This window comes from Pseudomonas sp. SP16.1 (genome assembly GCF_052682975.1).
In genome coordinates this window covers 1,664,220-1,688,812 of record NZ_JBQYFZ010000001.1, presented here as the reverse complement: position 1 = coordinate 1,688,812, position 24,593 = coordinate 1,664,220, and the positions used below count along the sequence as shown (strand labels likewise).

The 24,593-nt window shown below is 66.5% G+C and carries 33 protein-coding genes; all 33 read right to left on the bottom strand.

All coding sequences use genetic code 11. The features are described from left to right. Positions 1–4 precede the first annotated feature (4 nt). Positions 5–1,534: a hypothetical protein gene (locus ACUTAF_RS08240; RefSeq protein WP_445579522.1), complete on the bottom strand. Its 1,530-nt coding sequence runs from the start codon at positions 1,532–1,534 to the stop codon at positions 5–7. Next, positions 1,531–1,968, bottom strand: a complete 438-nt coding sequence (locus tag ACUTAF_RS08235; protein ID WP_445579521.1) for a hypothetical protein — start codon at positions 1,966–1,968, stop codon at positions 1,531–1,533. Before ACUTAF_RS08235 ends, ACUTAF_RS08240 begins: the two co-directional genes overlap by 4 nt. A gap of 1 nt (position 1,969) precedes the next feature. Beyond that, positions 1,970–3,706 (bottom strand): hypothetical protein, encoded by a 1,737-nt coding sequence (locus ACUTAF_RS08230; RefSeq protein WP_445579520.1) that lies wholly within the window; start codon positions 3,704–3,706, stop codon positions 1,970–1,972. Positions 3,707–3,709: 3 nt separating this feature from the next. Beyond that, complete coding sequence (locus tag ACUTAF_RS08225) at positions 3,710–4,219, bottom strand: hypothetical protein (protein ID WP_445579519.1); 510 nt, start codon at positions 4,217–4,219, stop codon at positions 3,710–3,712. Between the two features lie 38 nt (positions 4,220–4,257). Next, positions 4,258–6,747: a tape measure protein gene (locus ACUTAF_RS08220; protein WP_445579518.1), complete on the bottom strand. Its 2,490-nt coding sequence runs from the start codon at positions 6,745–6,747 to the stop codon at positions 4,258–4,260. 101 nt (positions 6,748–6,848) lie between these two features. Further along, the gene (locus ACUTAF_RS08215; protein ID WP_445579517.1) at positions 6,849–7,160 is read right to left on the bottom strand and encodes a hypothetical protein; all 312 of its coding nucleotides are present in this window, start codon (positions 7,158–7,160) and stop codon (positions 6,849–6,851) included. A gap of 60 nt (positions 7,161–7,220) precedes the next feature. Beyond that, positions 7,221–7,514 carry a hypothetical protein gene (locus ACUTAF_RS08210; RefSeq protein ID WP_445579516.1) on the bottom strand — a complete coding sequence of 98 codons (294 nt, stop codon included), beginning with the start codon at positions 7,512–7,514 and terminating at the stop codon, positions 7,221–7,223. A gap of 129 nt (positions 7,515–7,643) precedes the next feature. Then, positions 7,644–8,525 carry a BRO-N domain-containing protein gene (locus ACUTAF_RS08205; RefSeq protein WP_445579515.1) on the bottom strand — a complete coding sequence of 294 codons (882 nt, stop codon included), beginning with the start codon at positions 8,523–8,525 and terminating at the stop codon, positions 7,644–7,646. Between the two features lie 252 nt (positions 8,526–8,777). Then, positions 8,778–8,915: a hypothetical protein gene (locus ACUTAF_RS08200; protein ID WP_445579514.1), complete on the bottom strand. Its 138-nt coding sequence runs from the start codon at positions 8,913–8,915 to the stop codon at positions 8,778–8,780. Positions 8,916–8,993: 78 nt separating this feature from the next. Beyond that, on the bottom strand, positions 8,994–9,734 hold the full coding sequence (locus tag ACUTAF_RS08195; protein ID WP_445579513.1) for a phage tail tube protein: 741 nt from the start codon (positions 9,732–9,734) through the stop codon (positions 8,994–8,996). After that, positions 9,727–9,912, bottom strand: a complete 186-nt coding sequence (locus ACUTAF_RS08190) for a DUF7210 family protein (protein ID WP_445579512.1) — start codon at positions 9,910–9,912, stop codon at positions 9,727–9,729. Before ACUTAF_RS08190 ends, ACUTAF_RS08195 begins: the two co-directional genes overlap by 8 nt. A 15-nt stretch (positions 9,913–9,927) precedes the next feature. After that, positions 9,928–10,392: a hypothetical protein gene (locus tag ACUTAF_RS08185; RefSeq protein ID WP_445579511.1), complete on the bottom strand. Its 465-nt coding sequence runs from the start codon at positions 10,390–10,392 to the stop codon at positions 9,928–9,930. Beyond that, complete coding sequence (locus tag ACUTAF_RS08180) at positions 10,389–10,706, bottom strand: head-tail joining protein (RefSeq protein ID WP_445579510.1); 318 nt, start codon at positions 10,704–10,706, stop codon at positions 10,389–10,391. Before ACUTAF_RS08180 ends, ACUTAF_RS08185 begins: the two co-directional genes overlap by 4 nt. Positions 10,707–10,709: 3 nt before the next feature. Further along, positions 10,710–11,063: a DUF2190 family protein gene (locus ACUTAF_RS08175; RefSeq protein WP_445579509.1), complete on the bottom strand. Its 354-nt coding sequence runs from the start codon at positions 11,061–11,063 to the stop codon at positions 10,710–10,712. A gap of 74 nt (positions 11,064–11,137) precedes the next feature. Next, the gene (locus ACUTAF_RS08170) at positions 11,138–13,129 is read right to left on the bottom strand and encodes a prohead protease/major capsid protein fusion protein (protein WP_445579508.1); all 1,992 of its coding nucleotides are present in this window, start codon (positions 13,127–13,129) and stop codon (positions 11,138–11,140) included. Beyond that, entirely contained in the window at positions 13,104–14,648 is a 1,545-nt protein-coding gene (locus ACUTAF_RS08165) for a phage portal protein (RefSeq protein ID WP_445579507.1), read from the bottom strand. Before ACUTAF_RS08165 ends, ACUTAF_RS08170 begins: the two co-directional genes overlap by 26 nt. Before the next feature lies 1 nt (position 14,649). Next, positions 14,650–14,853: a phage head-tail joining protein gene (locus ACUTAF_RS08160; RefSeq protein WP_445579506.1), complete on the bottom strand. Its 204-nt coding sequence runs from the start codon at positions 14,851–14,853 to the stop codon at positions 14,650–14,652. 2 nt (positions 14,854–14,855) lie between these two features. Continuing rightward, complete coding sequence (locus ACUTAF_RS08155) at positions 14,856–16,802, bottom strand: phage terminase large subunit family protein (RefSeq protein ID WP_445579505.1); 1,947 nt, start codon at positions 16,800–16,802, stop codon at positions 14,856–14,858. Then, positions 16,774–17,319, bottom strand: a complete 546-nt coding sequence (locus ACUTAF_RS08150) for a terminase small subunit (protein ID WP_445579504.1) — start codon at positions 17,317–17,319, stop codon at positions 16,774–16,776. Before ACUTAF_RS08150 ends, ACUTAF_RS08155 begins: the two co-directional genes overlap by 29 nt. A 115-nt stretch (positions 17,320–17,434) precedes the next feature. Then, positions 17,435–18,226, bottom strand: coding sequence for a hypothetical protein (locus ACUTAF_RS08145; protein ID WP_445579503.1), 792 nt, complete (start codon positions 18,224–18,226; stop codon positions 17,435–17,437). Continuing rightward, on the bottom strand, positions 18,223–18,519 hold the full coding sequence (locus tag ACUTAF_RS08140; RefSeq protein WP_445579502.1) for a hypothetical protein: 297 nt from the start codon (positions 18,517–18,519) through the stop codon (positions 18,223–18,225). Before ACUTAF_RS08140 ends, ACUTAF_RS08145 begins: the two co-directional genes overlap by 4 nt. Position 18,520: 1 nt before the next feature. Continuing rightward, positions 18,521–18,826 (bottom strand): peptidase M48, Ste24p, encoded by a 306-nt coding sequence (locus ACUTAF_RS08135; RefSeq protein ID WP_445579501.1) that lies wholly within the window; start codon positions 18,824–18,826, stop codon positions 18,521–18,523. 85 nt (positions 18,827–18,911) lie between these two features. Beyond that, positions 18,912–19,082, bottom strand: coding sequence for a hypothetical protein (locus ACUTAF_RS08130; RefSeq protein ID WP_445579500.1), 171 nt, complete (start codon positions 19,080–19,082; stop codon positions 18,912–18,914). A 113-nt stretch (positions 19,083–19,195) separates the two neighbouring features. Next, positions 19,196–19,750 carry a hypothetical protein gene (locus ACUTAF_RS08125; RefSeq protein ID WP_445579499.1) on the bottom strand — a complete coding sequence of 185 codons (555 nt, stop codon included), beginning with the start codon at positions 19,748–19,750 and terminating at the stop codon, positions 19,196–19,198. Between the two features lie 13 nt (positions 19,751–19,763). Further along, entirely contained in the window at positions 19,764–20,072 is a 309-nt protein-coding gene (locus ACUTAF_RS08120; RefSeq protein ID WP_445579498.1) for a hypothetical protein, read from the bottom strand. Further along, positions 20,072–20,419, bottom strand: a complete 348-nt coding sequence (locus ACUTAF_RS08115) for a DUF1064 domain-containing protein (RefSeq protein ID WP_445579497.1) — start codon at positions 20,417–20,419, stop codon at positions 20,072–20,074. Before ACUTAF_RS08115 ends, ACUTAF_RS08120 begins: the two co-directional genes overlap by 1 nt. A gap of 3 nt (positions 20,420–20,422) precedes the next feature. Continuing rightward, positions 20,423–21,457 (bottom strand): tyrosine-type recombinase/integrase, encoded by a 1,035-nt coding sequence (locus ACUTAF_RS08110; RefSeq protein WP_445579496.1) that lies wholly within the window; start codon positions 21,455–21,457, stop codon positions 20,423–20,425. Beyond that, positions 21,457–21,702, bottom strand: coding sequence for a hypothetical protein (locus ACUTAF_RS08105; protein ID WP_445579495.1), 246 nt, complete (start codon positions 21,700–21,702; stop codon positions 21,457–21,459). Before ACUTAF_RS08105 ends, ACUTAF_RS08110 begins: the two co-directional genes overlap by 1 nt. Beyond that, the gene (locus tag ACUTAF_RS08100; RefSeq protein ID WP_445579494.1) at positions 21,699–22,142 is read right to left on the bottom strand and encodes a dATP/dGTP diphosphohydrolase domain-containing protein; all 444 of its coding nucleotides are present in this window, start codon (positions 22,140–22,142) and stop codon (positions 21,699–21,701) included. The genes ACUTAF_RS08105 and ACUTAF_RS08100 overlap by 4 nt, the downstream gene beginning before the upstream one ends. After that, positions 22,135–22,368, bottom strand: a complete 234-nt coding sequence (locus ACUTAF_RS08095; RefSeq protein ID WP_445579493.1) for a hypothetical protein — start codon at positions 22,366–22,368, stop codon at positions 22,135–22,137. Before ACUTAF_RS08095 ends, ACUTAF_RS08100 begins: the two co-directional genes overlap by 8 nt. Continuing rightward, positions 22,361–23,032 (bottom strand): replication protein P, encoded by a 672-nt coding sequence (locus ACUTAF_RS08090; protein ID WP_445579492.1) that lies wholly within the window; start codon positions 23,030–23,032, stop codon positions 22,361–22,363. Before ACUTAF_RS08090 ends, ACUTAF_RS08095 begins: the two co-directional genes overlap by 8 nt. After that, positions 23,029–23,793 (bottom strand): DnaT-like ssDNA-binding domain-containing protein, encoded by a 765-nt coding sequence (locus ACUTAF_RS08085; protein WP_445579491.1) that lies wholly within the window; start codon positions 23,791–23,793, stop codon positions 23,029–23,031. Before ACUTAF_RS08085 ends, ACUTAF_RS08090 begins: the two co-directional genes overlap by 4 nt. Continuing rightward, positions 23,783–24,532 (bottom strand): phage antirepressor KilAC domain-containing protein, encoded by a 750-nt coding sequence (locus ACUTAF_RS08080; RefSeq protein WP_445579490.1) that lies wholly within the window; start codon positions 24,530–24,532, stop codon positions 23,783–23,785. Before ACUTAF_RS08080 ends, ACUTAF_RS08085 begins: the two co-directional genes overlap by 11 nt. Between the last annotated feature and the right edge of the window lie 61 nt (positions 24,533–24,593).

Sequence of the window (24,593 nt, the reverse complement as noted above, 5' to 3'; positions counted from 1 at the left end):
GCTCCTAGACGTAGCAGACGGGGTTCAGCTGGTACCAGCTCACGGCCCCTGTGTAGGGGTCGTGCGAGCCGTAGTAGGGGGGCGGCGTGGCCGCAGCCAGCACCTGCACGCTGCCGGCGGCGGGGCCGGATGGCGTCACCGGCGGGTGGTTGCGCCAGCGGCGGCTTGCGGGGTTGTCGCCGTCGCCGTTTTCGGTGGAGATCTCAAACCCCACCACCTGGCGGGAGTACCAGTAGAGGTCGGCGCGCGCACGGTACAAAGTGGCCGTACCGCCGACTGGGTTCAGGGCCGGCTCGAGGCCGGGGAAGGCGCCCCACTCTGCCCCGACGAGGGCGACATCCGAAGTGCCCGAGAGGCCTAGGCGCCCCAGTTCAGGAAAAGCCGCGCCGTCGGTGTCGCCCTTGAACTCGCTGGCGGCGCCGGTGAGGGTCACGCCGTCGATGGTCACGCTGTGCTCGTAGTTGAACGTGCCAGAACGGTAGGTTGACCCGGGGACCTGGCTGGCCACCATGCTCGCGCTGATGCTCACCGCATGGCGCACCACCCCGGCGACCACGATCTGCAGCTCGCCCGAGCAGGTGGAAGTGAGGCTGTAGGGTGACGGCGTGTCCGGCGGCTCGTAGGTGGGCGGCCGCGGCGCGTTGTACTCGAAAGCGAGCACCTGGCGCATGCTCACTTCCTGCAGTACGCCGGCAGCGTCGTACCACAGTGCGCAGAGACGCTCGAATGTGCGCGTACCAGCTGCTACGCATTCCAGCGCGGCCACTTCGTAGAAGCCGCCCGGCGGCAGCGCCGGGTAATAGATGCCGTCCGTGCCCAGGTACCAGAGGTGCGAAGGCAGCGGCGGCGACGCTTTATTGATGTCGTCGAACTCGCGCACCACTGCGGAGGTGATCGTAGCCGCCGCGCCAGGCCCCGCGATGCGCAACTCAATGAAGGAACGAGCCTGACGCCCCATCCGGCGCCCTGTCGACCTTCCGAAGGCCAGGATGATGGCCTTGCTGCCATCTGGCGCGATCGCATCGATCATCACGTTGCCGGAGGTCAGGGGTCCGACATCGCCGAACGTGAGGCTCAGGCTGTAGCTGTAAAGGGCGCCTGGCTGCTGCCAGCGACCGAAGCGGCGCAGCGAGACGGTAATGGCCAGCGGTGCGGTGAAATTTCTGAACGGCCCCTCATCCAGGTTGGTGCAGCGTACCAGCCACCGCTCCCCATTCGGGTCGACGTAGATCCAACCGGCGATCTGCTTGGTGTGCAACTGAATTATGCCCCCCGAGAGCGTGGCCTCGTTGCGCCACTGCCGGCCTGCGGCCAGGTCTGCTGCCGCCTCATCCTCGCTGCGCACAACGGGCGGCATTCCGGCCGCGTGTCGATGGGTAATGCCGTGGGTGTCCTGCGGGGTAATCAGGGTGCTGCCAACACTGAACTGCACCGGCGACGGCTGACGGTAACTGCGCGTTGTGCCGTTCGGTAGCTGCAGCTGGCCACCCCTCACAAGCCCATGCCAGGGCACCCCCCACACAGGCAGCGTCACGGCGTTGCTCCTGGTTCAGGGAAGTCGAACACCACCTCGGCGCCATTGGCGTCGTTGAAGGTCCAGGTTTTGCGCGCGGGCAGCACGAACAACCCATCCGTGCTGGGGATGCCGGCCGACCAGTACTCCACGCTCTGCTCCGTCAACGGGCTGGCGATGCCGCCGCCGGTGCTCGCGGCCGGGGCCTCGTAGGTGCCCCGCCCGCGCTGGGCCGGTAGCGCGCCGCGCGGCTCGACGGTGCGCAGGGTGGCGCGCTGCCGCGGCTGGCTGACCACGGCGTTGATGTCCGCCACCTCGGCGGCGCCGGTGCGGCGCTGCACCATCGCCTCGCCGCCAGCGCGGCGGCTGGCGGCCATGGCTTCGCCGGAGGCCCGGCGCGCCTTGGCCATAGCATCACCACTGGCGCGGCGAGCTTTCGCATTGTCTGTGGCCATGTCACAGCTCCAATAGATCGTTCGGTATGCCGATGCGGTAGGTCACCACCACCTCGCCGGTGGCCTCGTCGCGGTAGGCCTCGGGTATCTCCATCGCCTCCACCTCGAAGCGATGTGGGAACTGCTCGGCGGTGAGATCGTCGGCGGCGTCCCAGTTGCCGCTGAAGCCCAGGCGGGTGTCGTCGTACGGCGGGATCGGCAACCCGGTGATCGGGTGGTTGAGCCGGCCGCCCAGCTGGGTGGGCAGGCCGATGCCGTCGCCATTGGGCAGCGGCGCCAGGCTGGTGTCGGGCCGCGCCGGTACGGTGAGCGGGTCGCTCACGCCGCCGCCGCGCATCACCGCCACGCTGAGCGTGGTGATGGCCGTGCCGCTGCCCAGGTCGAAGCTGTGCTGCAGCCGCCGGCATTTGCCCTGCGCCTTGGCCTTGTCGTCCAACTTCAGGGTGTGCACCAGGTCCACGCCCAGGGCGAGGTCGGTGGGCACCTCCCAGCTCAGCGTGGTGCCGCGGTGTGCGTCCAGCAGCTGCGCGCGGCCGCCCTGGATCAGGCAGTGCAGCACCTGTTGCCGGCGGGCCTCGTCGTCCAGATCCTCGGCGCCCTCGGTGGTAACGCTGGGCACGCTGCCGTCCCACTCCTCGGCGCGGTCGCTCTCCACCTCGGCATTGGCCGAGTCGCGCTGCACCACCCAGGTGGCCTCGTCATCACCGCCGGGGGCCTCCAGGTTGATGCGGTAGTGCTCGGTGACGGTCTGCACCCAGCGCCGGGCACCAGTCACGTTCACGCCCAGCCAGAGATTGTCGAATACGTTCTGCCAGGGCACGCCATCGCCGCAGGGGTCGGCCAGCGAGGCCGGCAGCTTGAAGCCGCCCACCTGGCCGAGCAGCTGCAGGCCGCCGCCAGTGATGGCGCTCTCGATCTCGTCCGTGGTCGGCAGGTCGCTGGTCCATACCCGCCACTGGCAGAAGCCGGGGATGCCGCTGCTGCCGTACTCGGGGTGGCTCCAGGCGAACTGCTCGCTGTGCTGCCACAGCCGCGGGTAACGATACCCGGCCTCGATCTCCACCCGGTTTGTGGTGGCGCCGCTGGGCTGCAGTTCGATCTGCACGCTCTCGTGCAGGGTCGTGCCAGGGCCGAACACGAAGTGCGGCACGGGGCTGGCGAACCAGCTGGTGACGCGCAGCTCGCCGGTGGGCGAGCAGTCCAAGCTGGCCGCGCGGCTGGCCAGGCGCTCCTCGGCGTAGTCCCAGCGCGAGCGGCCCTCGACCGGCTCGTACAGGTCGGCCGACCAGTAGCCCTGCACCAGGGCGTCGATGGCCGCGATGCTCATGCCCTCGACGCGGGTCTGGCGCTGGTCGCTGCACTCGCAGCTGAGCAGGCGGCTGGTGGCGTCCCAGGCCGGCTGCTCGATGCGCCCGGTGAACACGCGCGCCTCGGTCACCACACCGTCGCGGTCGCGGCTGATGTAGTCCAGCGTCACCGCCTGGCCGACCCAATCGGGCGGCACCACAGGGCCGGGCGGCAGGTACAGCACGAACCCCGCCACGCCAGCGGCGTTCTCCTCCCGGTCCACGTCCACCACGCCGGTGAGCTGGCCGGTGCGCTCCACGCCGCCCACCATCAGGCGCAGGCGCCAGGTGAAGGCCTGCCCGCGGACCACATACACCGGCTCCACCGGCACGCCCGAGGCCTGGGCGCCGTTCAGGGTGGCGCCATTGATCGGCGCGCCGTTGATCAGCATGGGTCAGGCCTCTTCCCAGGTGAGGGACCAGGTGTGGCCACCAGTGGCGCCGCTCTGCGACTCACTCGGGCGGTTGGCGAACACCGAGAACACCGGCAGCCAGCAGGCGCGGTAAGCGGTAGCGCCGGCTACGGCGGTTAGCGTGGCCACGCCGTCGACCACCGCGCAGGCGGTCTTAACCCAGTCTCGGCCGACCAGCGCCAGCCCCCAGGGCGCCACGTCCGGGCGCGGTGTGCTGGTGAGCGTGTAGACCAAGCCGCTGCCACCGATGCTCTGCACCTTGGTGCTGCGCAGCTCCAGCGGGCCGCTGTAGTCCAGGCCATCGAGGCCCGGCGGCATCCAGCCATCACCGCTGATGCTCCCGGCCATGCGCTCCCAGTGCTGCTGCTTGATGCCCGCGCCGTCGCTCATGCGCAGCACGGTGCTGCCGCCGATGGGCTCCAGGGTTTCCACCGGGGCGCCAGCATGCAGCACGATCTCGACACCGCCGAGCGTGATCCGTGGTTGAGACATTCAGGGGCTCCAGAAAAACGAAGCCCGCGCGGGGCGGGCTATTTGCGGCGGGTGCCGCCCTTCTTCATTGCCAGGCGCTGCAGGTTCAGCGCCCCAGCCTGGTCGACGTAGACCGTGGTGGTCTGGCCGCCGAGGTCGAGCTGCAGGCTGCCGAGGTCGGGGAAGTTCGGGCCGGCCAGTTGCTGCTGCAAGGCCGGCGCCAGCGAGGGGATGGCAGGCAGTGCACGAGGCGCCACGATGCCGCCCATGTCGTACCCACGCAGGCCGCGACGCATGGCCTCCACCACCGCCACCCCACCGGCGCGGGCGATATCCAGCTGCGACCACACCACCTCGCCGCGGTGCACCACCCCGGCCGGCTCGTACCGGCCGCCGGGGCCGGTGTAGCCGCCGGAGGCGAAGCCGGGGACGCTGGCAGTGGTGGTCGGCACTGGAGCGCCATCTGGCATCTGCACTCGCACCGGCAGCACGATCTCGGTTTGCCCGAGCTGGGCCACCAATGACTCGATCTGGCTACGCACCTGCTCGACGCTCGCCTCGTCGGTTTTCACCGAAACGGACATGTCCTTCAGTTGGTCTGCCTGGTCCTTCAGCGCCTTCATCTGGTACTGGATGTCGGCCAGCTTGTCCTCGGCGTTGCTCTGCTCCAGGTCGTTGGCGGCAAGCTCGATGGCCTGCAGCTCCTGGACGAAGCCGCGGAAGCCGTAGGTGTTCTCGCCGGCCGACGCCAGATCCTGCAGCATTTTCAGCGCTTCCTGCGCCAGACGCTGCGCGCCTTCCACGTCGCCGTTGGCCAGCGCGTCACGGGCACCGAGCTTCAGGTCTTGCGCGGCGCTGTAGCTGGCATCGCCGCTACCGCCTAGCCCAGCCAGCGCCTCCTGATAGCGCTTCTCGATCTTCAAGCGCTCGCCGCGCACCTTCTCCAGATCGCTGGTCGCCTTCTTTTCGGCACTGACCAGTTTCTTGGCCGCAGCCTCGGCATCCTTGACCAACTTCTGCCGCTGGGTTTCAAGATCCGCGACATAGGCGCTGTATTTTCTCAGCTCTTCCTGGCGAAGAGCGTCGAGCTCCTCATGCGCAGCGGCCTCAACCTCCGTCGCACGATTGGCGTTCTTCGCCATGTCGTTGACGGTCTTAGCCAGGTAGTCGGTGATGCCAGACTCCTTGGCCTGCCTTCCCCAGTAGCGCCGGGTTTCGGTCAGCAGACGATCGAACGCGGCGCCCAACTCCGGAGCGAACTTTGAATATTCTTCTCGAAGCGTCGGCAGCTGATTGCCGAATGCCTGGACGATGGTTTCAGTGGTGAGCTTGCCCTCCTTCGCCATCTCACGCAGTTGCCCAACGGTAACGCCGAGCTCGTCTGCCAGGGCCCCCGCTACGCGGTCAGACTGCTCGAGCACAGAGTTGAACTCGTCGCCGCGCAATACGCCGGAAGCCAGGGCCTGCGACAGCTGGCGCACGGCGCCGTCCGCCTCGGTAGCTGAGGCTCCGCCGATCTTCAGCGCCAGCGATACTGCCTCGACAGTCTGCAAAGTCTCCTTCTGACCAAGCCCGACCTCGCTCAGCGGACGCTGCAGCCGGCTATAGAGGTCGACCAAACCGGCAATGTCGCCCTGGGTTGCGTCGGCAATGCGATCAAGCTCCGCCTGGGCGGTGTTGAACTCACTTTGCGACTTGGTCGCAAGGCGCAGGCGTGCGTCAAGGCGGCTAACTTCGTCGGCCCCTTGCGCCACCTTGACGGCGCCAGCACCTACTGCTGCCACGCCGGCGGCGACAGCGGCCGCACCGCCGCCACCACGAAAACTACCGAGAAGGCCACCGCCACCGAATCCGCCCTCAAGCCCACTGAGCTCGTCTTTGGTCTCCTTGATGCGGCGTTTCAGCTCGCGTTGAGCGAGCGCCAACTCCTTCGTGGTCAGCGCGCCGGAGGTGCGCAGCAGGTTGTACTGCTGACGCAGCGACTGAATCTCCAGCCGTGCAGCCCGAGACTGGGTGACGCCGAGGTTGTTACGCGCCGCCTCCAGGTTGGCCTGGCGCTGAGCCAGTGCCTGCTCCTTGAGGGCGGCCGCCCGGTTGCGGATGCCGCGGGCGGCGGCGTCCGCGCGCCCGGCGCTCATGGCGCTGTTCAGCTCGGCGTTGAGCCGGCGTTGCTCGGCGGCTAGGCGAGTCGTATCTACACCCGCGCCTTTCAATTCCGTGCGCAGGCGGCCTAGCTGGCTGGTCTGTTGGGCCTCCACGCGCTCCAGCCGCTGCAGCTCCTTGGTCGCGTCGCGAAAGCTCTGCTTCAGCTGCTCGGTTGGGCGGTCGGTGGCAACCAGGTCACGCTGCAAGTCCTGCAGGCGCTGCTTGACTGTCCGCATCTGCGCGCCGGTGGCCTCAAGGTTTGCCTCCAGCTCGCGCGTCGCATTCACCTGCCGTAGGGGCTTCTCTACCTGCTTGACCAAGTCTGCATAGGCCTTGGTGAAGCCCGCCACCTCCTTGGTCGCCTGGTCCAGATCGGCCGTCAGCCGCAGTTCAATATCGGTCATGGCTTAACCTTTGATGGCTCGCAGGAAGAGGGACCAGGGGTAATCGAGCACGCCGTGATGCCCAAGGCGCACCAGCGCGCAGATGGCGCTGTCGAGCTGGGCTATTGAGCAATCGGGGCCGGCGACGGCGCCTTGAGCCGCGCCAGCATTTGAAAAAAACGCGGGTTCATCTCCTTCACCTTGGCGATCAGGACGTCAAGCTGGCTCGGGCGCAACTGCTCAAGGTCCTCCAACTCCGCATCGACAAACGCCGGCAACTCGTGCAGATACACGTCCTCGTACAGCTCACAGCGCAGCACCTCGTATTCCGTTCGCGAGCCAATCAAGCTGCGCAGCTGCGCAACCGTCAGCTCCTTGACGATGAAGTCCTTGCCGTCGATCTCGGTAATGGCCTTGCCGGCGCTGTTGTTCATGTGATTCTCCGGGCAATAAAAAACCCGCCGAAGCGGGTTGGTATGGGTAGAACCAATCCTTCAGTCGCCGAGGAATTGCGGAGCAAGAACCGGGAACATGAAGAACAGAATCGCAAAAATCACGAACAGAATGATAAATGCCGGAATGGACGCCAACACCCACTTGACCATGAACCAGACCATCGAGTTAAAGCTCATGTTGAGGTCAAGGATCACGACCGGCTGAGCCCCCTGGTATTCGCCCATAACCTTCTTCACATGGGCAGCAACAGGCGGTGAAACTTTGGCCGTTCCGGGGAGCGCGCGGCTTTCTGCGCACCTTGGGCACTCAGCCTTGTCCTGGATCTCACGCATGGTGAACTCGTAGCGGCAGAAATTGCACTGCATCGGGTTTCCCTCCCTATGGATATGGCAGGGAATGTAGCCGATCAGCGCCAGCACCGAAACCCGGCGCGGGGCCGGGCTCAGTTACTGGCCTTCAATTCAGTCCGCCGGCGTGGCGGTAGAAACCCCGCGCGCCCGCAGCTCATGCGGGCGCTTTCCGCCACCCATTTGCAGCACCGCAGCCATTTCCGGACTGGAGCGTTCCAGTCTGTCGGCGTTGTTCTGCAGCTCCCGGAAAAACTCCCAGGTCTGCGAGTGGAAACGCGGGTTCAATGCCTTCACGGCATCACCGATGCCCTGGTGCCAGCGATGGCAAACCCAATCGGCGTAGTGCAGCACGTTGGCCAGGTCCTGCGCCTGGTACCGATCAAGCGCCAGGGTGCCCAGCACCCTCTCCTGCCTCGGCAGCCATTCCCCCTCAAGGGCATAGGCCGCGACGAAGTTGCAGGCCGCTTCGAACTCGCCGGCCTGTATGAGCTCGATGCGAGGCACGTTGAAGCGGGTGTGCAGCCGGTTGTGCATGTTCTGCTGGAAGCTGCGGCGCTTCTCCAGCGGCACCACCTTGGCCTTGTCGCGAATCAGCCCCTTGAGCACGTTCACTTCGGTCATGCCGATCAGGGCATCGACCAGGGTGGCCATCTTGTTGCTGCTGTCGTGGTAATGGCCGGTGCGGCGGATCGCCGGCAGCACCTCGGCGGTGATCCACTTCTTGAAGCGCTTGGCCTCAGCTTTGCGGCTGCGAAGGATCGCCGAGTAAAGCCCGGACTCGTTGATCACCAGCATTTCCTGTTCGCCGCCAAGGGTCGGCACAATCTGCCGACCCTTCTCGTCTTCATCGAGGTTGCGGGTCATGTCCTTGGCTTCGGCGTACATCAGAGCCAAAGCAACATCGCTAGCGACGAACCACGGCTGGTCATCGACCAGCATGGTGCGGACTTCACGAGCATCGAACTGGAACGGAATTACTTGAGCAGTATTCATGGCATCACCCTTTGTCAGTTAGGGTTCGCCACCTTCGTTACCAAGCGAGAGGGAGGCGAACCGTGCGCGGGTTGGTAAACCGGGGACAAAGGAACCCGGCAGGGCCGAAGCCCTCCCACGCACGGCCCACCATAAAGCGGGCACAAAAAAACGCCATGTAGGCGTCGTGCGCCTTTGCCATCTTCGGGTTACCAAGCCCGGCCGCTGAATTTGCAGCGGCAGCGCCATCATGCACGCGACAAGATCGCCACGTCAACCAGCCCTCTCCATCAGGATCAGCCCAACAGCCAACATACCCAGCAATGCGCAATATGCAGTAGCCTGCAGCTTTGCCCGCCGCTCGCCCCTGGCCAGGCGCTCAATCCAGCCGATCCATCCCTTGATGCCCATGTGTTCCTCCCCGGTAGCAGGGAGACTGTAGCCTCTCAGCGCCAGCACAGAAACCCGGCCATCCCTGGCCACACCCGCTTACTCGACGTCCTTGATCACCATGTACTGCGACAGGCCGGTGCCGACCTTGGTGGCGTCCTTCTCCACCTTGGCGGTGAACTCCATGCCCTGGAACTCGTCGCCGATGAAGCTCAGGCTGGCGGGCGAGTGGTTCACGCGGTAGCACTCGATCACCACCGGCTTGCCGCTGCGCGCCTCGTTGAGGCCGACGAACACATGGCGGAAGCGCTTGCCCGATGCGACCAGCGCCTGGATGGTGGCGTGCTTGGCGTAGCTGTAGTCCACCTGGATGGTAGAACCATCGATGATGCTGCCGCCCTCCATGATGATCGGGAAGCCAGCCGGATCCAGCGTGTAGTCGGTGTCCAGCACGTAGGTGGTGGTACCGGCCTCATCCTTGACCACAACCGAGGTGGCGCCGGGGCGCGCCAGCAGGATCAGCGCGCCCGGATGGGCCACGTGCTCCTCGGCGGTAACAGTGCCAGAGGCCACGTCGGTGGCGCTGCCGTACAGCGCACGCGCCATGTTCTCAGCCTTGAAGTGGCGGGCGTTGTAGGTGATGTTCAGCGCGCTGATGCGCTGCACAGAGGTATCCAGGCCGCCGCCGGGGGTGGTGTAGTCCTGCTCCTCGATGTCCTGCACCTCGGCCTGGTAGCTCAGGCTGTTGCAGTTGCCGATGAAGATCAGCCCCTTGGGGTTGTCCAGGTCTTCGATGTATTGCTTGCCCACACCGAGAAAGGCGCCGCGGATATCAGCCATTGCTCACGTCCTCCTGCTGAGTGCTGATGACGCCGTGCTTCTCGAGCCAGGCCTTCTGGTCAGCGGTTACTTTGATCTTGTCGCCGGCCTTGAGCGGCTGGCCCTTGTGGGTGTGAGCTTTTGCGAGGACGACCTCGATCAGCTCCGGCTGCGGGGCAGCAGAGTTCTTGGTGGACATGGGGGCTCCTGCGGCCTACAGGCCGGAGTCGTTGACGATGATGTCGAAGGTGACGGGAATAAGCAGGGTGGCGGCCGGCTGGCCATCCCCTGGCGGGAAAGATTCGGCGCGCCCGACCGCGAAACCAGCGCACCCCTTGGGCAACCAGGGCACGTGCTGGCCCATGGATGGCATCAGGCACCGCACGAGGTCCAGCTCCAGATCCTCCAGAGCGGACTCGTAGCCGACGACGCCGGCCTCGACCGCTGCGATAACGCGGAAGCCGCGGCGCAGCTTGACGGCCTCCGGCCCACGCACCGGCTCGCCATCTGGTGCGCGCTGCACAACCACCAGACCGGCGCCAATGGGCTGCTTATCGATCACCTCGTTGAACCACCCCGAGACGACATTACCCCCCACATTGGTGAGGTAGCCGTTGCCGGTGGAGATGGCGCCGAGACGAGCGATCAGCGCCAGGCGCGCTTCGGTGAGGATGTTCATGGTTGCACCATGCAGGCCGCGGTGAGCATGTGGCCGTCGTCGCTGATCGTTTCCTCGACCAGGTAGCTGACGCCGCCGAACACAAACACCCCGCCTCGCTCAGCCTGGGCCAGCTGCTCCTTGCGCCAGGTAATACCCACGGCATTGCTGCGGAACAGGCCATCCGGGCCGTTCTGCATCAGGTTGTGATCGACGATGACCTCGACGCCGGCCACTACCGGCGCCCCGGTGGGGCCGGAGTACTGGGCGCAGCCGTCCTTGAGGTGCGCGACCACGCGCTGGTGCATGCGGTCGCGCATGTCCGCCCAGGCCATGGCTTAGGCGGTTACCGGATGGCCCAGCGAGCCGTTGAGGCGCACGCGACCGGTGGCGGACGGGTTGGAAGCCACGGCAGTGGCCACGCCGACCAGGTAGTTGCCGGTGCCGGCCACGTTGGTGAGCACGTTGGTGGCGGCAATGGCGTAGATCGGCTCACCAACGGCCCAAGCCTGGGCGCTGGTCTTGCCGAGGTCGAAACAGCCGGTGGTCTTCAGTTCCACCGGATCGCCTTCGGCTTCGGTGGTGGCGGCCACGCCGATCAGGCCGTTGACGCGGTAGAGCTGGCCGGAGACGGTGCCGCCAGTGGGCGCCGGTACGGTGATCATGTCGCCGTGCTGAACGAAGTTCTTCATGTTGGGTTCCTCGATTCGGGAGAGCAGAAACGACAAGGGCGCCAGCCGGCGCCCTTAGTCGATGGGGTTGGCGATTACGCGCCGGCGTTCTTGTAGGCGCCGCGGTAGTCGATCCAGGCGGCGCCGAACACCAGGCGGGCCTTGATCTCCATGCCGTCCACTTCGAAGCCCTCGCGGGTTTCGGTGAACACGCCCTGCTCGCCTTCCAGGTAGGCGTACTCGAAGGTATCGACCATGCCCGGCGCGGCGTAGAGGTACCACTGGTTGCCGGTGATGCGCGCGTCGACGATCACGGTCAGCGAGGTGTTGCGGCTGTCGTTGATGTCGGCGTTCTTGGCCGGCACGTAGTTGGAGCTGGTGAACTGGAAGGCCTCCAGCTCCTTGTCCGGGCCAACCACCAGGTACTGCGGGCCGAGGTTGAGGAAGTGCCCGGCCTTGGACTTCTGCTTGCGCATGGCGGCGCGGGCAGCGGCCAGGGTGGTGGTGTTGATGGCACCGGCGCTGCCGGCGAGGTTGCCGTGGTCGGCATGGAACACCGCCACACCGTCGACGAAGTTGGGGTTGCTCAGCAGCAGGTCCCACACCAGGTCGGATTCGGTTTGCGCGGCGGCGGCGCCCAGCGCGCGCGGCACGCGAGTGAGCGCGGCCAGGTCGTCGTTGACGATCGACTCCCAGGTGATGGCGATGATCTTGCCAAACTTGGCCACCTTGATCGGGGCACCCTCCTCGCCCAGGCTGCCGTATTTGTACTCGCCGTGCTCGTTCACCTTCTCCAGCGCGGTGATGTCGCCCAGGGCCACGCGGGTCACTTCGCGGAAGTCCGGCACGGTGGTCTGGCTGCCCAGCGGGCGCCAGGTCTGCGGGGCCAGCTCATAACCGGCGCGCAGGGTGCGGTTGACGGTGCTGCCCAGCAGCAGCGGGAAGTCGCTGGTGGTGTGCATGCCGGCGGCGCGGAAGGCCTGGCGGTCGCAACCGAGGGCGGCGCGGGCCACTTCCTGCGGGGTCATGCCGCGCACGCTGCCGCCGACCAGCTCCACGCTCTCGCGGGCCATGTCGATCAGGCGCATGCCGCGGAACTCGCGGGCGGTTTCCTCGAGCTTCACGGTCGGGTCGCAGCGGTGCAGCAGGGCGTTGAGCATGGCGCCGCGCTTGGCGACGATCACCGACTGGTCGATCTCGCTGTTGACGCGGGTGGACTGGCTGTTGCGGGTGGCCGGCTGCTCCGACTGGTGGTCGGCGGCCAGTTTGTCGATCATCGCAGCGCTGGCATCGGACACGGACACGCCGCGCTCCACCAGGTCTTCGGCGAAATCTTCCGGCAGGCCGACCTTCTTGGCCATCTGGCGGATGGTGAGGCCGCGCTTGCGCTCGGCCTCCTGGGCCTCACGGCGGATTTGCTCCTCGGCCGCGCGCTTCTCTTCTTCGGTCATGACGTTTTCCTCTTGGATGGTGGCCACGGCGGCCGGTTGTTCGGCAGGCTGTTCGGCCTCCCGAGTCTCGAAAACAGTGGTGAAGCGTTGGCCCTGGTACTCCCCCGGGGTCTTGGCGCTGCGAACCTTGGCGCCGTCGTCGAAGCCGATCGGCACCAGGGAGAGCTCGGTCGGCTCCCAGTCGGTGGCGCGGTACAGCGGAATGGCGTCTTCGCCGTCCTCGACGAGGACATAGCGGTGCACCATGTAGCCGACGCTGATGTTGCGCAGGATGCCGTCCTTGACGTCGCGGAAGATCGGGTCGACGTCCTCGCGGGCGCTGAAGCGGATCACCGCCCGACCCTCGCCGCCCTCCAGCCAGGCCCGTTCGACCACGCCGATGACATCGTCGAGGTCCCACTGGCCATGGGTATTGAGGAACGGTGCACCGTTGTTCAGGCGCTCCATGCGGATGGCGCCGTCGCTGACGTCCAGCTCTTCCTGGTATTCGCCGATGGACCAGCTCCAGCGCTTGCCGCGCGCGCCGGTGGTCCAGGTGATTTCTACAGTGCGCTGCTCTATATCAACGGTGCCCGGGCGGACAGCCGCGCGAATGCTCAGCAGCGGGGTTTCAAGCGTCTGGGTCGCCGTTGTCATGGGTCTGGCTCTCTTCGGTTGGTGGCTCCGGGTCGACGTCCGTCGAGGGGATGACGGTGCCTTGCGGGCGGGCCTGGGTGAGGCCGGCGTTGGAGACTTTGCGCGGGTCGCAGTCCAGCACCAGGCCGAGCTTGTCGAACAGCTCGTTGGCCTTGGCGATCTCGTCGGCGTGGGCGTTCGGGTCGGTGATGCCGAGTTCGCGCAGGGCGTTCGGCCAGGTGATCAGGCCGGAGCGCAGGCGCTCCTTGACCGTCTCGGTTTCGGTCTTGGGGTCGACCATTTCGCGCCGGGGCGGCACCCACTCGGCGATCACGTCAGTCAGTATGGCGCCAGGCAGCAGGGCCTGGGCCTCCATGAACCACTGCCAGACCACCTCGCAGAGCTGCGGGATGAGCATGCGCCACTGCCACACATCCACCCGGCGGGCGAAGTGCAGCCAGCCCATGCGGCCGCTGGAGAAGTTCACGCCTTTCAGGTCGCCGGTGAGCAGCTCGTAGGGCACGCCCATGCCGACCGAGATGGCATGCAGCGACTGCCAGCTGTATGGCTGATAACCGTTGAAGGTGGGCGGCGCGGAGAAGTTCACGCTCTCGCCCATGGCCAGCTCTTGGATGATGCCGGGCTCCATGCGCTCAATCAGGGGCTTTTTCTTGGCAGCCTGGCCGCCGGCGCCATCGTTGGTGATGAACGCGGCGAAGCAGGCGGCGATCTTGGCCTGCTCCATCACCGCGTCTTCCATCTCGTCGAAGTTCTTCAGGCGCTGCATCACCGGGGCGAACCAGGTGTAGCCGCGGGCCTGGCCGGCGCGCCTGGGCAGGAAGACGTGGGTCACGTCCTCGGCCGGGATGCGCCGCGACTCGATGGAGCGCATGGACGAGTTGGAGCCTGGGTGCTGGTCGAACAGCCAGTAAGCAACCCGCTTGCCGAGGGAATCGAACTCAATGCCCTGGATGATCAGGTTGCTGCCGTTGGCGCCGGTCTTGGCATCGTCGAGAAAGTCCGGCTCCAGCACCTGCAGCTGCAGGGGTACCGGCAGGCCATCGGAGGCGTATCGCCGGCGGCGGCGCACCAGGCACTCGCCACTCTCAACCACGCATTCGATGATCTTGTGCTGCAGGCCGTAGAAGTTCTCCAGGCCATCGGCATCGCACAGCAGGGTTTCGCCCCACGCCATCCAGAGAGCGCCCAGGCGCTTGTTGCTACGGTCCCGATCAGCCATCGGCCGCGGCACGATGCCGGCGCCCACCACGTTGTCGGCGATGCCGGTGACGGCGCGCTCGGCGTAGGGGTTGTTACGGCGCAGGTCGCGTGCGCGGTTGCGCAGCACACTCAGCGCCGGGCCGTTCTCCGCGTTGGCGTCGGCACCTGCCGCGCGCCAGCCTTCATTGCGCCGGCCGCCGGCGGCACCTTCGAAACGGCGCTCCATAGTGGCGAGGATCAGGTCAGCCCGCTTTTTCTCCAGGCGAGCCATCGCGCGCTTCGCGGCGTAGCCGGGAAACAGGGTGTCGATCACGCGCATGTCAGTAGCCTTTCGAGAAGGAGGTCAGCCGGCGGCCACCAGTGGTATCGGTGTTCAGGCCCAGTTCGTTCTCCATCAGCCGCAGGATCTGCAGCATCTCGGAGACGGAGCGGTAGGTGACGCTGCGATCGGCGTAGCGCACGGACAGCTCGCCGCCGGCGATGGCGGCCTGCAGGGCCTGGTACTGCTCGAGGGTGTAGGCCATCGCTATCGATTCCAGTATTTGGATTTCGCCCGAGGGCGTTCTTGGTTATCTGCTGCAGCGTCGCCGCCGGGGTGCGGGTCTTCTGCCAGCACGTCGAGATCTAGGCCGAAGCGCTGCTGGCTGATGCGCAGCGCGGCCAGCGCGCCGACGAAGCAGTCGAGCGCCTCGTTGCGGCGGCCCTGGTTGTCCCAGCGCAGCACGCGCTTGCCGCCGGTGACCTTGGGCACCTTCACCTCGCTGGTGAGTTGGCGGACTTCGCTCTCGTCGCACACATCGTCATTGGCCGGCAGATGGATGACGCCGGGCTGCGCCTCGCCGGCTTGCGACTTGGCGGTGTCAAGGTCCAGCTTCAGGCGGCTGTAGATCAGCTCCTTCGCGTTGTCGGTTCCGATCTCGGTGAGGTACACCTTCGACTTGTTCCGGCTGCGCGGCATGTTGGCGATTGGCTTGCCGTACACGCTGGCGCCCTTGGTGGGGATCACCCAGAACACACCGTGCTTGAGGCTTTCGCCGTACACCTCGTCGGTGTAGTGGCCGCCGGAGTCCCAGCCCCAACGGTCAACGCGCATCACCAGGCCGTCGGCGCGGGTGAACTGCCGCTGCAGCTCGACGCCGACCTTGCGGCGCAGTTCTTCACTGGCCGGGTCGCCCTGCAGGATGAAGCGGTGGACGAGCCACGCTTCCTCACCAGGCGCCCAAGCCCAGACACGCCCCTCGTAGCGGTCGTCCTGGGTGTCGATACCGCCGGTTAGCACCACGGCGCGCTGCGGAACCTGGCCGGCCCATACCTCGCGGCGGCCATACAGGGCATCCCATGCGACCTTGTCCTGGGTCTCCTCCCACACCTCGCCCAGCGTGGTGTTGGTGAAGGTGACCAGCTTCTCGCGGTCGCCCTTGATCTTGAGGAACTCGGTGGCGATCTTGAGCCACGTCGACCAGGTGCTGTAGATCGCCCAGCAGTAGAAGGCGATCGAGCGCGGCGTGCGGATCGGCTCACCATCCGGGCCGAACCAGTCCATGGCGTCGCGCGTCCAGATGCCCGTGACCTCGCAGATCCAGCGCCCGGTCTTCGACGCCTCGACCATGTCGGGGTGGAAGAACATCGCCTTGCAGTGCTCGCACAGGTACCAAGCCTTCACCGGCTCCCCGAGCGCGTCCTTCTCCCACTTGAGGCCGTGGTCGCAGTCCTTGCCGCCAAACTTGAGCGTCTGCTCACCGCGGCAGTGCGGGCACTCGATATGGAAACGCAGCCGGATCGGCGACTCGCTGGCCGCCTTGCTGACCTGGCAGCTGCCGGCCTTTTTCGGCGTAGAGCCACGAATCGACTTCGGGTAGACGGCGCCATCGAGGCGCTTGTCGCCTAGGGTGACGGGGTCGCCCTCGCCTTCGACGTCGGCATCGAAGTTCGACAGCTCGTCGTAGATGACCTCGTCGGCCGACTTCTCGCGGTAGTTGCGCGAGGCCTTGCCGCCGCGGACCCATAGCGTCTTGCGGTTGGCGAAGACCTTCTGGTCGAGGGTGTTGTCGCTGTGCTTGCGGCCGAACCAGGGGGCCAGCTCGCGCACCACCGGCACGTCGCGGATCAGGCCGTTGACGTGGCTCTTGCTGATATCCTCGGCGTCCGGGTCGGTCGGCGACCACATCATGACGTTGCGGCGCTTGTGCTGGACCTTGTAGCCGATGTTCGCCAGCAGCAGCTTGGTGTAGCCGATACGCGCCGACTTCACGAAGTTGACGACCGCGATCAGGTCGTTGCCCATCGCGTTGAGGATGGCTACTTGAAACGGGTCGGTTGTCCACTTGCCCTCGTTGTAGGAGGACTCGGACGACATGTAGAAATGCTTGTCGGCCCACTCCACCGCCGTCAGCGGCGGCTCCTTGTACATCCCCTGCAGGCCGAGCCTGACCGCCTTGCCGAGATCATTGATCCATGGTTGCAAGGTACTCATCGAGGATTCCTGGTAGGTCGTCACCGAACTGCGCGGTGATGTTGCGGGCCATGGCTATCTCCCGCTCCAGGGTTTCCAGGATTCGTGGGTCGATCTCCGGGTGGCGGCGGCTTACCGTCTTGCCTACGGTCTCCAGCTTCGAGCCGATCTGAGCGGCGATCTTGGCCAACGCGAAGGTCGCGAATGGCACCGGCACCAGGATCTTGTCGTTGACCTGGTTCTTCTGCTCCTGGGCGTATGCCTGGGCAGTGGTGAGGCGAAGGCGCTCCTGGAGCAGCTTGTACTCGATCATCGGATCGGGAGTGTCGCCGTCACCCCCGACAAGTTGGTGTTTCTTCGAAGCGTGGTCGACGCGGTTCTGCACCACATCCTGCACCCGGTAGAACGCCTCGCGCCCTACCCGCGCGACCGGCTCAACGCCCCATTTATCAAAGGCTTGCGGGGATATGCCGAGCGACTTCGCCATCTCGGACTTGTTCAACCATCCCGGCTGCTTGGTTGTTTCGTTCTTGGCCATGACTAAACAACAACCAACCTCCGAAAAATGCCCATACATAGTGGAAGGGCGGGGCCCGAATTACCCTCGGGGCACCCCCGCCCGGGGAGGACCCAAAGCGCACCACGATGGTGCATCACCGCCGGCGCGTCCCGAGGGCGCGGGCCAGAGCTAGCTCGAACTGGATGGGAAGCTGATCCTCTGCGACCTTCTCGGCCACACCGAAGAAGTCCAGGCGCTGCCTGTACGCTGGGCCACCTACGAAGGCCAGCACAATGCGGATGTTGTTCCTGCTGCCCTTGCCGTAGCCCAAGCGCTCAGCAATGCCGATTGGCCTGCTTCCCTTCTTGATCAGGAAGTAGCGGCGATTGCCCTTGCGAGTAGAGCGGCGGCTGTCTGTCACGTTGGCCTTGTAGCCCTCCTCGGTGAAGAGCTGGGCGCCGGACAGGATCTTGTTCAGCTGGCCACGGCCGATGTTGCCGTGCTGGTCCAGCGGCAGCTTGTCCCCTGGCACGACGTACTGGCCGGGTCCGAGCACGCCCTTGCGGCGCAGCATCTTCTCGAAGCCCTTGTCGTTACGCCCGCCCCCGTATACCTGCGGGGTCAGCCACGTTGAAGCAGCCCGGCCCTTGCCCCACTGCCCTTCCTGGCCGACCAGATTGCCCTTGGCATTCACCTGGCGGCCGTCCTTGATCCAGACCCTCGCCTCCATCTTCTCCTTGGTGGCCGGCTGAATGAACAGGCTGTTGAGCGTGGCCCGAGTTGGCCGATCGAACACCGTCTCCATCTCGGAGCGAATGCCCTTCTGCACTTCCTGGGCAGTGCGGGTCAGCGCAAGCGCCGCGGCGAACGGCAGTTGCTCCCGCTCGAGGCGGTCAAGCGTCTGCAGCCGTTCGCGCAGGCCGCTGAAGGTGACCTTGAACGTCATAGCCGAGAATGGCGGCGCTCCTTGCCATCCCAGCGCCACTCATGCAGGAAGATCTGCGGGTAGTGCGCCGCCGCGTACAGCGTCACACCGAGGTGCAGCAGCACCTCCCACGGCGAAGGCTGCTTTCCGGCGTACAGCGTGACCAAGATGCCGAACGCGCCGACCACAACGAGGTAGAAGGCAGCGCACACAGCCGGTTGATCCATGAAGTAGACCGCGCGCAGATAGTCCAGAGCGGCGAGCATGATGACGATGCACAGCACGGCATCCAAGCCGATCAGGATGGTTGCCATATCACGCACCTCGCAGGGCGACGATCCGTTCGAGCATCGCCTTTACGGCCGGAATCAGGTTCATGGCCAGCAGGCCGATCAGAAAGGCCACGCCATAGCGCGACTCCAGGTCGGACGGCAGGCCGAAGTAGGCGACCACGAACGGCGTGGTGAACACAGAGGACGCGAAGCCGGTCAGCACCGCGGCCACGGCCTCCTTGCGGGTCAGACCCTTGAGGAAGCTGAGCGACAGAATGGCGCCGATGAAGCCGGCAATCACCGCGCCGTACTTCGCCAGCACGGCGCTGCCTGCGGTGGTCGGGTCCATAAGCGTCTCCAAATAAAAAGCCCGCACGAGGCGGGCAAGGGCGGCGGGCTAGGGAAATCCGCCGCATAGCAGAAAGCAGTCCAGTTCAGCGCGGCGAGTGCTTGTCGTGCAGCTCGTCCTTCACGTCCTTGGCGACCTGTTGTGCAGCCTCTGCCAATGGCTTGGTCACCGCCCGAGTTACATCAGCCGCGACTTGGATTGGCGCTGCTGCAATTTTCAGAGCGTCGCCGAGCAGTTCACCAATAGAGCCGAACATAAGACCTCCGGAAACGAAAAAGCCCGGCGCATTGGCCGGGCTTTCGGGATTATCAATCCTGAACGCGCAAGATCGACAGGATGGGGAAATACTCGGCCACTCGGACAATCAAGTCAAGCCGCATGCGAGAGCAACACGCCCTCGCCTGCCAGGATCACTTCGGCAGCCCGCAGCGCCTCGCTCACCATCTCGTCCAGCACCACCCCAACCGCCTGCCGCCAGCGGCGCCGAGTACGCTCGTGGTTCGCCTCCAGATCCCACGTGTTCATGTCGTAGAACTCCGCCGGCAGAACGATCATCTTCGACGAGCGCTTACCCTCCGCCCCCTTCAACGGTGGGATCGCCCAGGCCGTCACCGCCTTGTAGACGAACAACCGCGATGCCGGCGAAGCGATGATCGGCGCCAGGCGCCCGATCGCCTCGACCTTCCGCCCATTGTGGGTGCTGTACCGGGCCACCAGGGCATTCCAGTGCCGCGGGATCAACTCGCGGTGCAGCCTGGCGAACACCCAGCAATCCACCTGCATGCGCTGGTGCGCGTTGCTTCCGGCGCCGACCCGCGCCGTATCCAGGTCGATCAGCTTCTGCCAGGCCTGCTTGGCCGTCGAGTCGATGCACTCAGCCGCCAGGGCCGACACCACCGCACTCAGCACGCTCGAATAGATCATGGTCCCCTCCCCCTCAATCCCCAGTGAAGTGCGCCCCGCCGGCGCCCTTCTTGTTGTTGCCCTGATACGCGGCCGCTGCGCCCTGGTCAGGCAGCAGTCCTGCCTGCTCCAGCACGCGCTGCATCCGCTTACGCTCATCGCCCGACATGGCCAGGCGCAGCCGCAACTGCTCGACCAGCGCCGGGTAGTCCAGTGCCGATCCGTCCGGCCTCACGAACCCGCCACCGTTGCAGCCGGCACACTCCATGCGATGGAAGATTCCCTGGATGCGCCCAGCGCCCCGGCAGACCTCGCAGCGCTCCAGATAGATCAGCCCGCGCATCAGAACTCCTCGACCTTCCAGCCAGACGCATCGCGGCTCTTCTTCAGGGCGATGAAGCGGAACGGGTACTGCGCCGCGGCGACCTTGATCTTCACCCTGGCATCGTCGGTCCAGTGCCCCTTCACCTCGTGCACCTCGAGCTCGCCCGTCGAGAGCATCACCGTGAAGTCCGTGTCGTAGAACGTGGCATCCGCCAGGCGCAGCTTCACTCCCTCGAACACCCACCAAGCCACCTCGCCGGCAGCCTTGCGGCGCTCCAGATGCACGGCATAGGACGCCTCGGTCTTGTTCATTCGCCCCCTGGGGAGACGCCCCAGCGCCTGCCAATTCTTGGTGCCTTGGCGCATTCTTCACCCTCCCCACGTAGAAATACTGGAATCGGCGGGAACTCCCGCCATTACTGGCGCCGCGCCAATTTGCAGAAGTGCAGGAACGGCCACTTTTACGCCGTGCGCACCGGCGAAGCCGCACTCATCCAACCGCGCATGCCAGCGCTCCAGCGCCTCGCGCCGACGCTCCATCGCATCGCGGGTCAGGTAGGTCTCGGTGGTCACGCCCAAGGCATGGTTGATCAGCAGCTCGCCCACCATGTGGTCCACGCCGATGTCGGCCAGGCTGGAGCGCATCAGCTTGCGCAGGTCGTGGCTCGTCCACTGCCGGCCGCTCACCTCACGCATCAGCGCATGGCCGCTGGTGAGCGCCATGCCGGCACCGCCGCGCACCGGGAACAGCCAGGCCGCCTTCATCCGCGCATCCGGCAGCGCCTCGCGGTAGCGCGCCAGCAGGCCGAGCACCTGGGCGGTCAGCGGCAGCACGTGCTCGCGGCGGCTCTTGGTGTTCGCCTCAGGGATCACCCACACCCGCTCATCGAGCGAGATGTGCGACCAGCGCGCCGCCAGCGTCTCCGCGATGCGCGTGCCGTGCGCCAGCATCATCAGCGGCAGCATCCCCTTCGCCGGGTCGCGCTCGAACACCGCCACCAAGTGCTGCACCAGCGCCTGCAGATCGACCCGCGACAGCGCCGCCGGCTTCGGCCGCAGCTTGCCCTTGTAGAAGTCGCGGAAGGTTGTGCCCGCCAGCGGGTTGGCCTCGATGCGCCCCTGCGTCTCCGCCATGCGGAAGGCCTGGCGCATCCCCTGCAGGGCCTTCTGCACGGTGCGCGGCGCCAGCTCCTGGTGCATGGGGAACACCAGCTTGTCGTCCAGCAGCACCCGGTCCAGCTTGCGCAGCGCCACCCGGCCCACGCGCGGGATCACGTGCCGGCGCATCAGCGAGCCCATGCTGCCGCGGTACTTCTCGCTGCGCGTCCGGTCGCCCTCGATGCGCGACAGCCACCACTCCACCACCTCACCCACCGAGCGCATGCCCGCCTTCTTGCTCGCCACTACCCCGCCTCCCCCTCGAACTTGCCCACCGGCTCGCCTGCCATGTGCGCCTGGATCGCCGCCACCACCCCGTCACGCCCACGGCGATACGCAAGCGCCACCGATTGCCCCGGCGCCGTCACGGTGTAGACCTTCACCTCATCAACCAGGAACTCCGCCACCAAGTAGCCGGCGGCGGTGATCCAGCAGCCCGGCACCACATCGCCTTCGCGGTTCTTCTTGGGCGCCCAGCCGATCGCGTTCATGGCAGCTTCGGCGCGTCGGCGATGGTGAAGTGCTTCGGCGCACGCTCCGCATGCACGACCTGCAAGCGCGCTACGTGCTTCGTGAGGGCATCCACCAGGCGGCGATGCCCGCCAGGCACCTGGCGATCGTCCACCAGCAGCCCGGCGGCCTCGGCATCAACGATGATCGCCAGGCACGCCAGCGCATGCGCCAGGTGCGGCAGGCCGCTGTCCGGGTCGGCGGCCTCGCCCTCGAACCACGCCGCCAGGTGGCGGTTCGCCGCGTCGAAGTAGATCGAGGCGCGCACCCCGGCGGCGCGCCAGTTGGCCCTGCCGTACTTCAGCGCACCATCCATCAGGCCCAGGCAGCCCATGGCCGTCGCCGTGGTCGGCCACAGGTGCAGCGGTAGCTTCTGGCTCCCGACGATGTCCTTCGGGTTGGTGTCTTTCAGGTCACTCACGCATCACCTCCGGCAACTCCATCCAACCCCGCAGGGTCACTTCGTACTCGGTCACAAAGCCAGGATCGGCCCTGCCCTCGCATTGGCTCCACTCCAGGTCAGCCAGCGCCCACTTCTCGGCGTACTCGCTCCAGAGCGCCACCACCGGCCAGGGCAGGCCAATGTCCGCCAGGATCAGCCGGTCCTTCGGCGCGACCTCAGGGGCCTGCCACACCCAATCAGCCACGACCACCTCCCAACCTCGCCCGCATCTTCGCCAGATGCTCGTTGGCCACCTCCGGCGAGCCCTTGCGCAGCGGCGCCGGCAGCGCGGCAACCGGCGCCGGCGCCAGCTCCTCGCCGCGCGCCATGCGCCGGCGCTGCTCCAGGTACTTCTCGGCGAACAGCTGCTGGCCCAGCTTGCGCTCCAGGTTCTGCAGCGCCAGGTAACCGCAGGCCACCGCTGCGTGGTACAGCGCCGGGTGCGGCCAGCGGGCCATGCCGGCCTGGGCCGGGTGGGTGTTGCGCATGGCGATCTTGTAGGCCTTGTCCTCGCCCGGCAGGCCGAACGCCTCGGGCGCCAGGCACCAGCTCACGAACTGGCCCGGGGTCGGCGGCCACGGCCGCTGGTCGCGGCCGGCGATGCGCATGCCGTGGTCGACCAGGCCGGCGCGCAGCACCCCGGAGCGGATGCCCTCGGCCAGGAACTCGTCCTGCCAGGCGAACTCTTCCTGCTCGGTAGGCCACACCTGGCGCCAGCCGGTGTACACGCCCTTGAGGCGGAGCATCAGGTCGGCCAGCGCGTCCTGGGTGGCGTCGTCCACCACCACCTGCTGCGGGACTGGCACCTGCGCCAGGGGCTGGGGCTTGAGGTTGGCGGCCACCTCGCCGGCGTTGCGGGGAGCGCTCATACGGTCACCACACGCGGGCCGCGCTGCCCTGCTTGGCGCTCACCGCGCAACGGCGTCACCTTGCCCCCCTGCGCCGCCGCCCGCACCTGGTCGTCCTTCGCCCAGGTGATCAACTTGGCGTGCCACTCGGCCGAGGTCAGCGCCAGCCCCTTGGCCTCGTGGTGAATCACGAACTTGGCCAGCGCATCAGCAACGGTCTTCGGCGGCAACCCAGCGCGAAAGGCCAGAGCCTTGAGGCGGCCAGGGTCCGGCTCCCACTCCAGGGTCATCGCGAAGGGGGCATCATGGTCGGCGAGCTTCGGGTCACCCTCGGGCTGAGCGTCGTCGCGCGCAGCGTGAGAGGGTTTTAGATCTTCTCTTATCTTCTCTTCTCTAGCTCCGCTGGGTGGCGGCGTTTTGTCCGCATCGGATGCGGACACATTGCGCGCATTGGCCTTACGCTGCGCCTCCTGGCAGCGCCGCTTTGCGGACGTGCCGTTGTGCTCGCTGAACTTCACCACCTCGATACCGCCCTCCACTTCCGCCAGCCAGCCGATCTGCACCAGGGCATCGCCCAGGCCAGCCACGCCCGTCTTCCGGTCGATGGCGCGCAGGGCCATGCCCGGCAGCACGCCGTCCTCGGAGTGCTCATCGGCCATCGACCACAGCCAGTACAGGCCGCCCACCACCATCGCCTCGGGCTGGTCCACCAGGTCGCACAGGTGCGACACGCGCGGGTCGTCCCACAGGTTGGTGCGCATCTTGATCCACTCACCGGCCATGCTGGCTGCCCTCGTTACGCGCCACGTTTTCATGCGCCGCAGAACGTGGCGCGCCCATCTTCTGCGCCAGCAGCGCCAGCCCCTTGGCCGTCACCCGCACCTGGCTGGCCAGGCGCTCGGCGCCGTCGTCCTCCCGGCCGATGATCGACACCTTGTGATCGAGCAGGCCGGCCGCAAGGCGCGGCTGATACGCCAGCAGGCGCATGCTCCCCTCGCGGCGGTAGATCCAGCGGTTGGCGCGCATCCACTCGATCAGCCGACAGCGCTGCACACCCAGGTGCTTGGCGGCATCGGTCAGGCACATCGAGCCGCCGGCCTCGGCGATCCGCGCCAGCGCTTCCACCTTCGGCGCCTGCTCGCTCACCGCCACCTGCAGGCGGTTGTTCTGCTCCGCCAGATCGGCGGCCAGGCGCAGGGCCTCGGGCAGGGTGCGGGGGATGGACGGCGGCGCGGTGCGTTGCTCCAGCTCGGCCAGGCGCAGAATCACGCGGTGGCGCAGCGGAATGCTGTAGCCGGTGAGCAGGGTCTCGGTCAGGGGGCGGTCGAGCAGAAACTCCGCGGTATAGCCGCGGGCGTCCTTGTGCTCCAGCAGATGGCGCAGATCTGCGCCATCCTTCGCCAGGGCCTCGCGCATCACCCGCACATCGCGGATCACGTCCTTGTGCTGCTTGCCGGTGAGCGCCGCGATCTCGCGCGTCGACATCGTCACCGGGTTGTCGCTGGTAGGCAGTTGGTTCATACTTCGTTCACCTCGCATAGGTAACGCTTCAAGAGAAAGCCCGGTTGCAGCCGGGCTTTTT

Bases quoted from the DNA above. Each gene is read 5' to 3' on its own strand.
- ACUTAF_RS08235 (WP_445579521.1), bottom strand. From the start codon at position 1,968: ATGGCCACAGACAATGCGAAAGCTCGCCGCGCCAGTGGTGATGCTATG.
- ACUTAF_RS08230 (WP_445579520.1), bottom strand. From the start codon at position 3,706: ATGCTGATCAACGGCGCGCCGATCAATGGCGCCACCCTGAACGGCGCC.
- ACUTAF_RS08225 (WP_445579519.1), bottom strand. From the start codon at position 4,219: ATGTCTCAACCACGGATCACGCTCGGCGGTGTCGAGATCGTGCTGCAT.
- ACUTAF_RS08220 (WP_445579518.1), bottom strand. From the start codon at position 6,747: ATGACCGATATTGAACTGCGGCTGACGGCCGATCTGGACCAGGCGACC.
- ACUTAF_RS08215 (WP_445579517.1), bottom strand. From the start codon at position 7,160: ATGAACAACAGCGCCGGCAAGGCCATTACCGAGATCGACGGCAAGGAC.
- ACUTAF_RS08210 (WP_445579516.1), bottom strand. From the start codon at position 7,514: ATGCGTGAGATCCAGGACAAGGCTGAGTGCCCAAGGTGCGCAGAAAGC.
- ACUTAF_RS08205 (WP_445579515.1), bottom strand. From the start codon at position 8,525: ATGAATACTGCTCAAGTAATTCCGTTCCAGTTCGATGCTCGTGAAGTC.
- ACUTAF_RS08200 (WP_445579514.1), bottom strand. From the start codon at position 8,915: ATGGGCATCAAGGGATGGATCGGCTGGATTGAGCGCCTGGCCAGGGGC.
- ACUTAF_RS08195 (WP_445579513.1), bottom strand. From the start codon at position 9,734: ATGGCTGATATCCGCGGCGCCTTTCTCGGTGTGGGCAAGCAATACATC.
- ACUTAF_RS08190 (WP_445579512.1), bottom strand. From the start codon at position 9,912: ATGTCCACCAAGAACTCTGCTGCCCCGCAGCCGGAGCTGATCGAGGTC.
- ACUTAF_RS08185 (WP_445579511.1), bottom strand. From the start codon at position 10,392: ATGAACATCCTCACCGAAGCGCGCCTGGCGCTGATCGCTCGTCTCGGC.
- ACUTAF_RS08180 (WP_445579510.1), bottom strand. From the start codon at position 10,706: ATGGCCTGGGCGGACATGCGCGACCGCATGCACCAGCGCGTGGTCGCG.
- ACUTAF_RS08175 (WP_445579509.1), bottom strand. From the start codon at position 11,063: ATGAAGAACTTCGTTCAGCACGGCGACATGATCACCGTACCGGCGCCC.
- ACUTAF_RS08170 (WP_445579508.1), bottom strand. From the start codon at position 13,129: ATGACAACGGCGACCCAGACGCTTGAAACCCCGCTGCTGAGCATTCGC.
- ACUTAF_RS08165 (WP_445579507.1), bottom strand. From the start codon at position 14,648: ATGCGCGTGATCGACACCCTGTTTCCCGGCTACGCCGCGAAGCGCGCG.
- ACUTAF_RS08160 (WP_445579506.1), bottom strand. From the start codon at position 14,853: ATGGCCTACACCCTCGAGCAGTACCAGGCCCTGCAGGCCGCCATCGCC.
- ACUTAF_RS08155 (WP_445579505.1), bottom strand. From the start codon at position 16,802: ATGAGTACCTTGCAACCATGGATCAATGATCTCGGCAAGGCGGTCAGG.
- ACUTAF_RS08150 (WP_445579504.1), bottom strand. From the start codon at position 17,319: ATGGCCAAGAACGAAACAACCAAGCAGCCGGGATGGTTGAACAAGTCC.
- ACUTAF_RS08145 (WP_445579503.1), bottom strand. From the start codon at position 18,226: ATGACGTTCAAGGTCACCTTCAGCGGCCTGCGCGAACGGCTGCAGACG.
- ACUTAF_RS08140 (WP_445579502.1), bottom strand. From the start codon at position 18,519: ATGGCAACCATCCTGATCGGCTTGGATGCCGTGCTGTGCATCGTCATC.
- ACUTAF_RS08135 (WP_445579501.1), bottom strand. From the start codon at position 18,826: ATGGACCCGACCACCGCAGGCAGCGCCGTGCTGGCGAAGTACGGCGCG.
- ACUTAF_RS08130 (WP_445579500.1), bottom strand. From the start codon at position 19,082: ATGTTCGGCTCTATTGGTGAACTGCTCGGCGACGCTCTGAAAATTGCA.
- ACUTAF_RS08125 (WP_445579499.1), bottom strand. From the start codon at position 19,750: ATGATCTATTCGAGCGTGCTGAGTGCGGTGGTGTCGGCCCTGGCGGCT.
- ACUTAF_RS08120 (WP_445579498.1), bottom strand. From the start codon at position 20,072: ATGCGCGGGCTGATCTATCTGGAGCGCTGCGAGGTCTGCCGGGGCGCT.
- ACUTAF_RS08115 (WP_445579497.1), bottom strand. From the start codon at position 20,419: ATGCGCCAAGGCACCAAGAATTGGCAGGCGCTGGGGCGTCTCCCCAGG.
- ACUTAF_RS08105 (WP_445579495.1), bottom strand. From the start codon at position 21,702: ATGAACGCGATCGGCTGGGCGCCCAAGAAGAACCGCGAAGGCGATGTG.
- ACUTAF_RS08090 (WP_445579492.1), bottom strand. From the start codon at position 23,032: ATGAGCGCTCCCCGCAACGCCGGCGAGGTGGCCGCCAACCTCAAGCCC.
- ACUTAF_RS08085 (WP_445579491.1), bottom strand. From the start codon at position 23,793: ATGGCCGGTGAGTGGATCAAGATGCGCACCAACCTGTGGGACGACCCG.
- ACUTAF_RS08080 (WP_445579490.1), bottom strand. From the start codon at position 24,532: ATGAACCAACTGCCTACCAGCGACAACCCGGTGACGATGTCGACGCGC.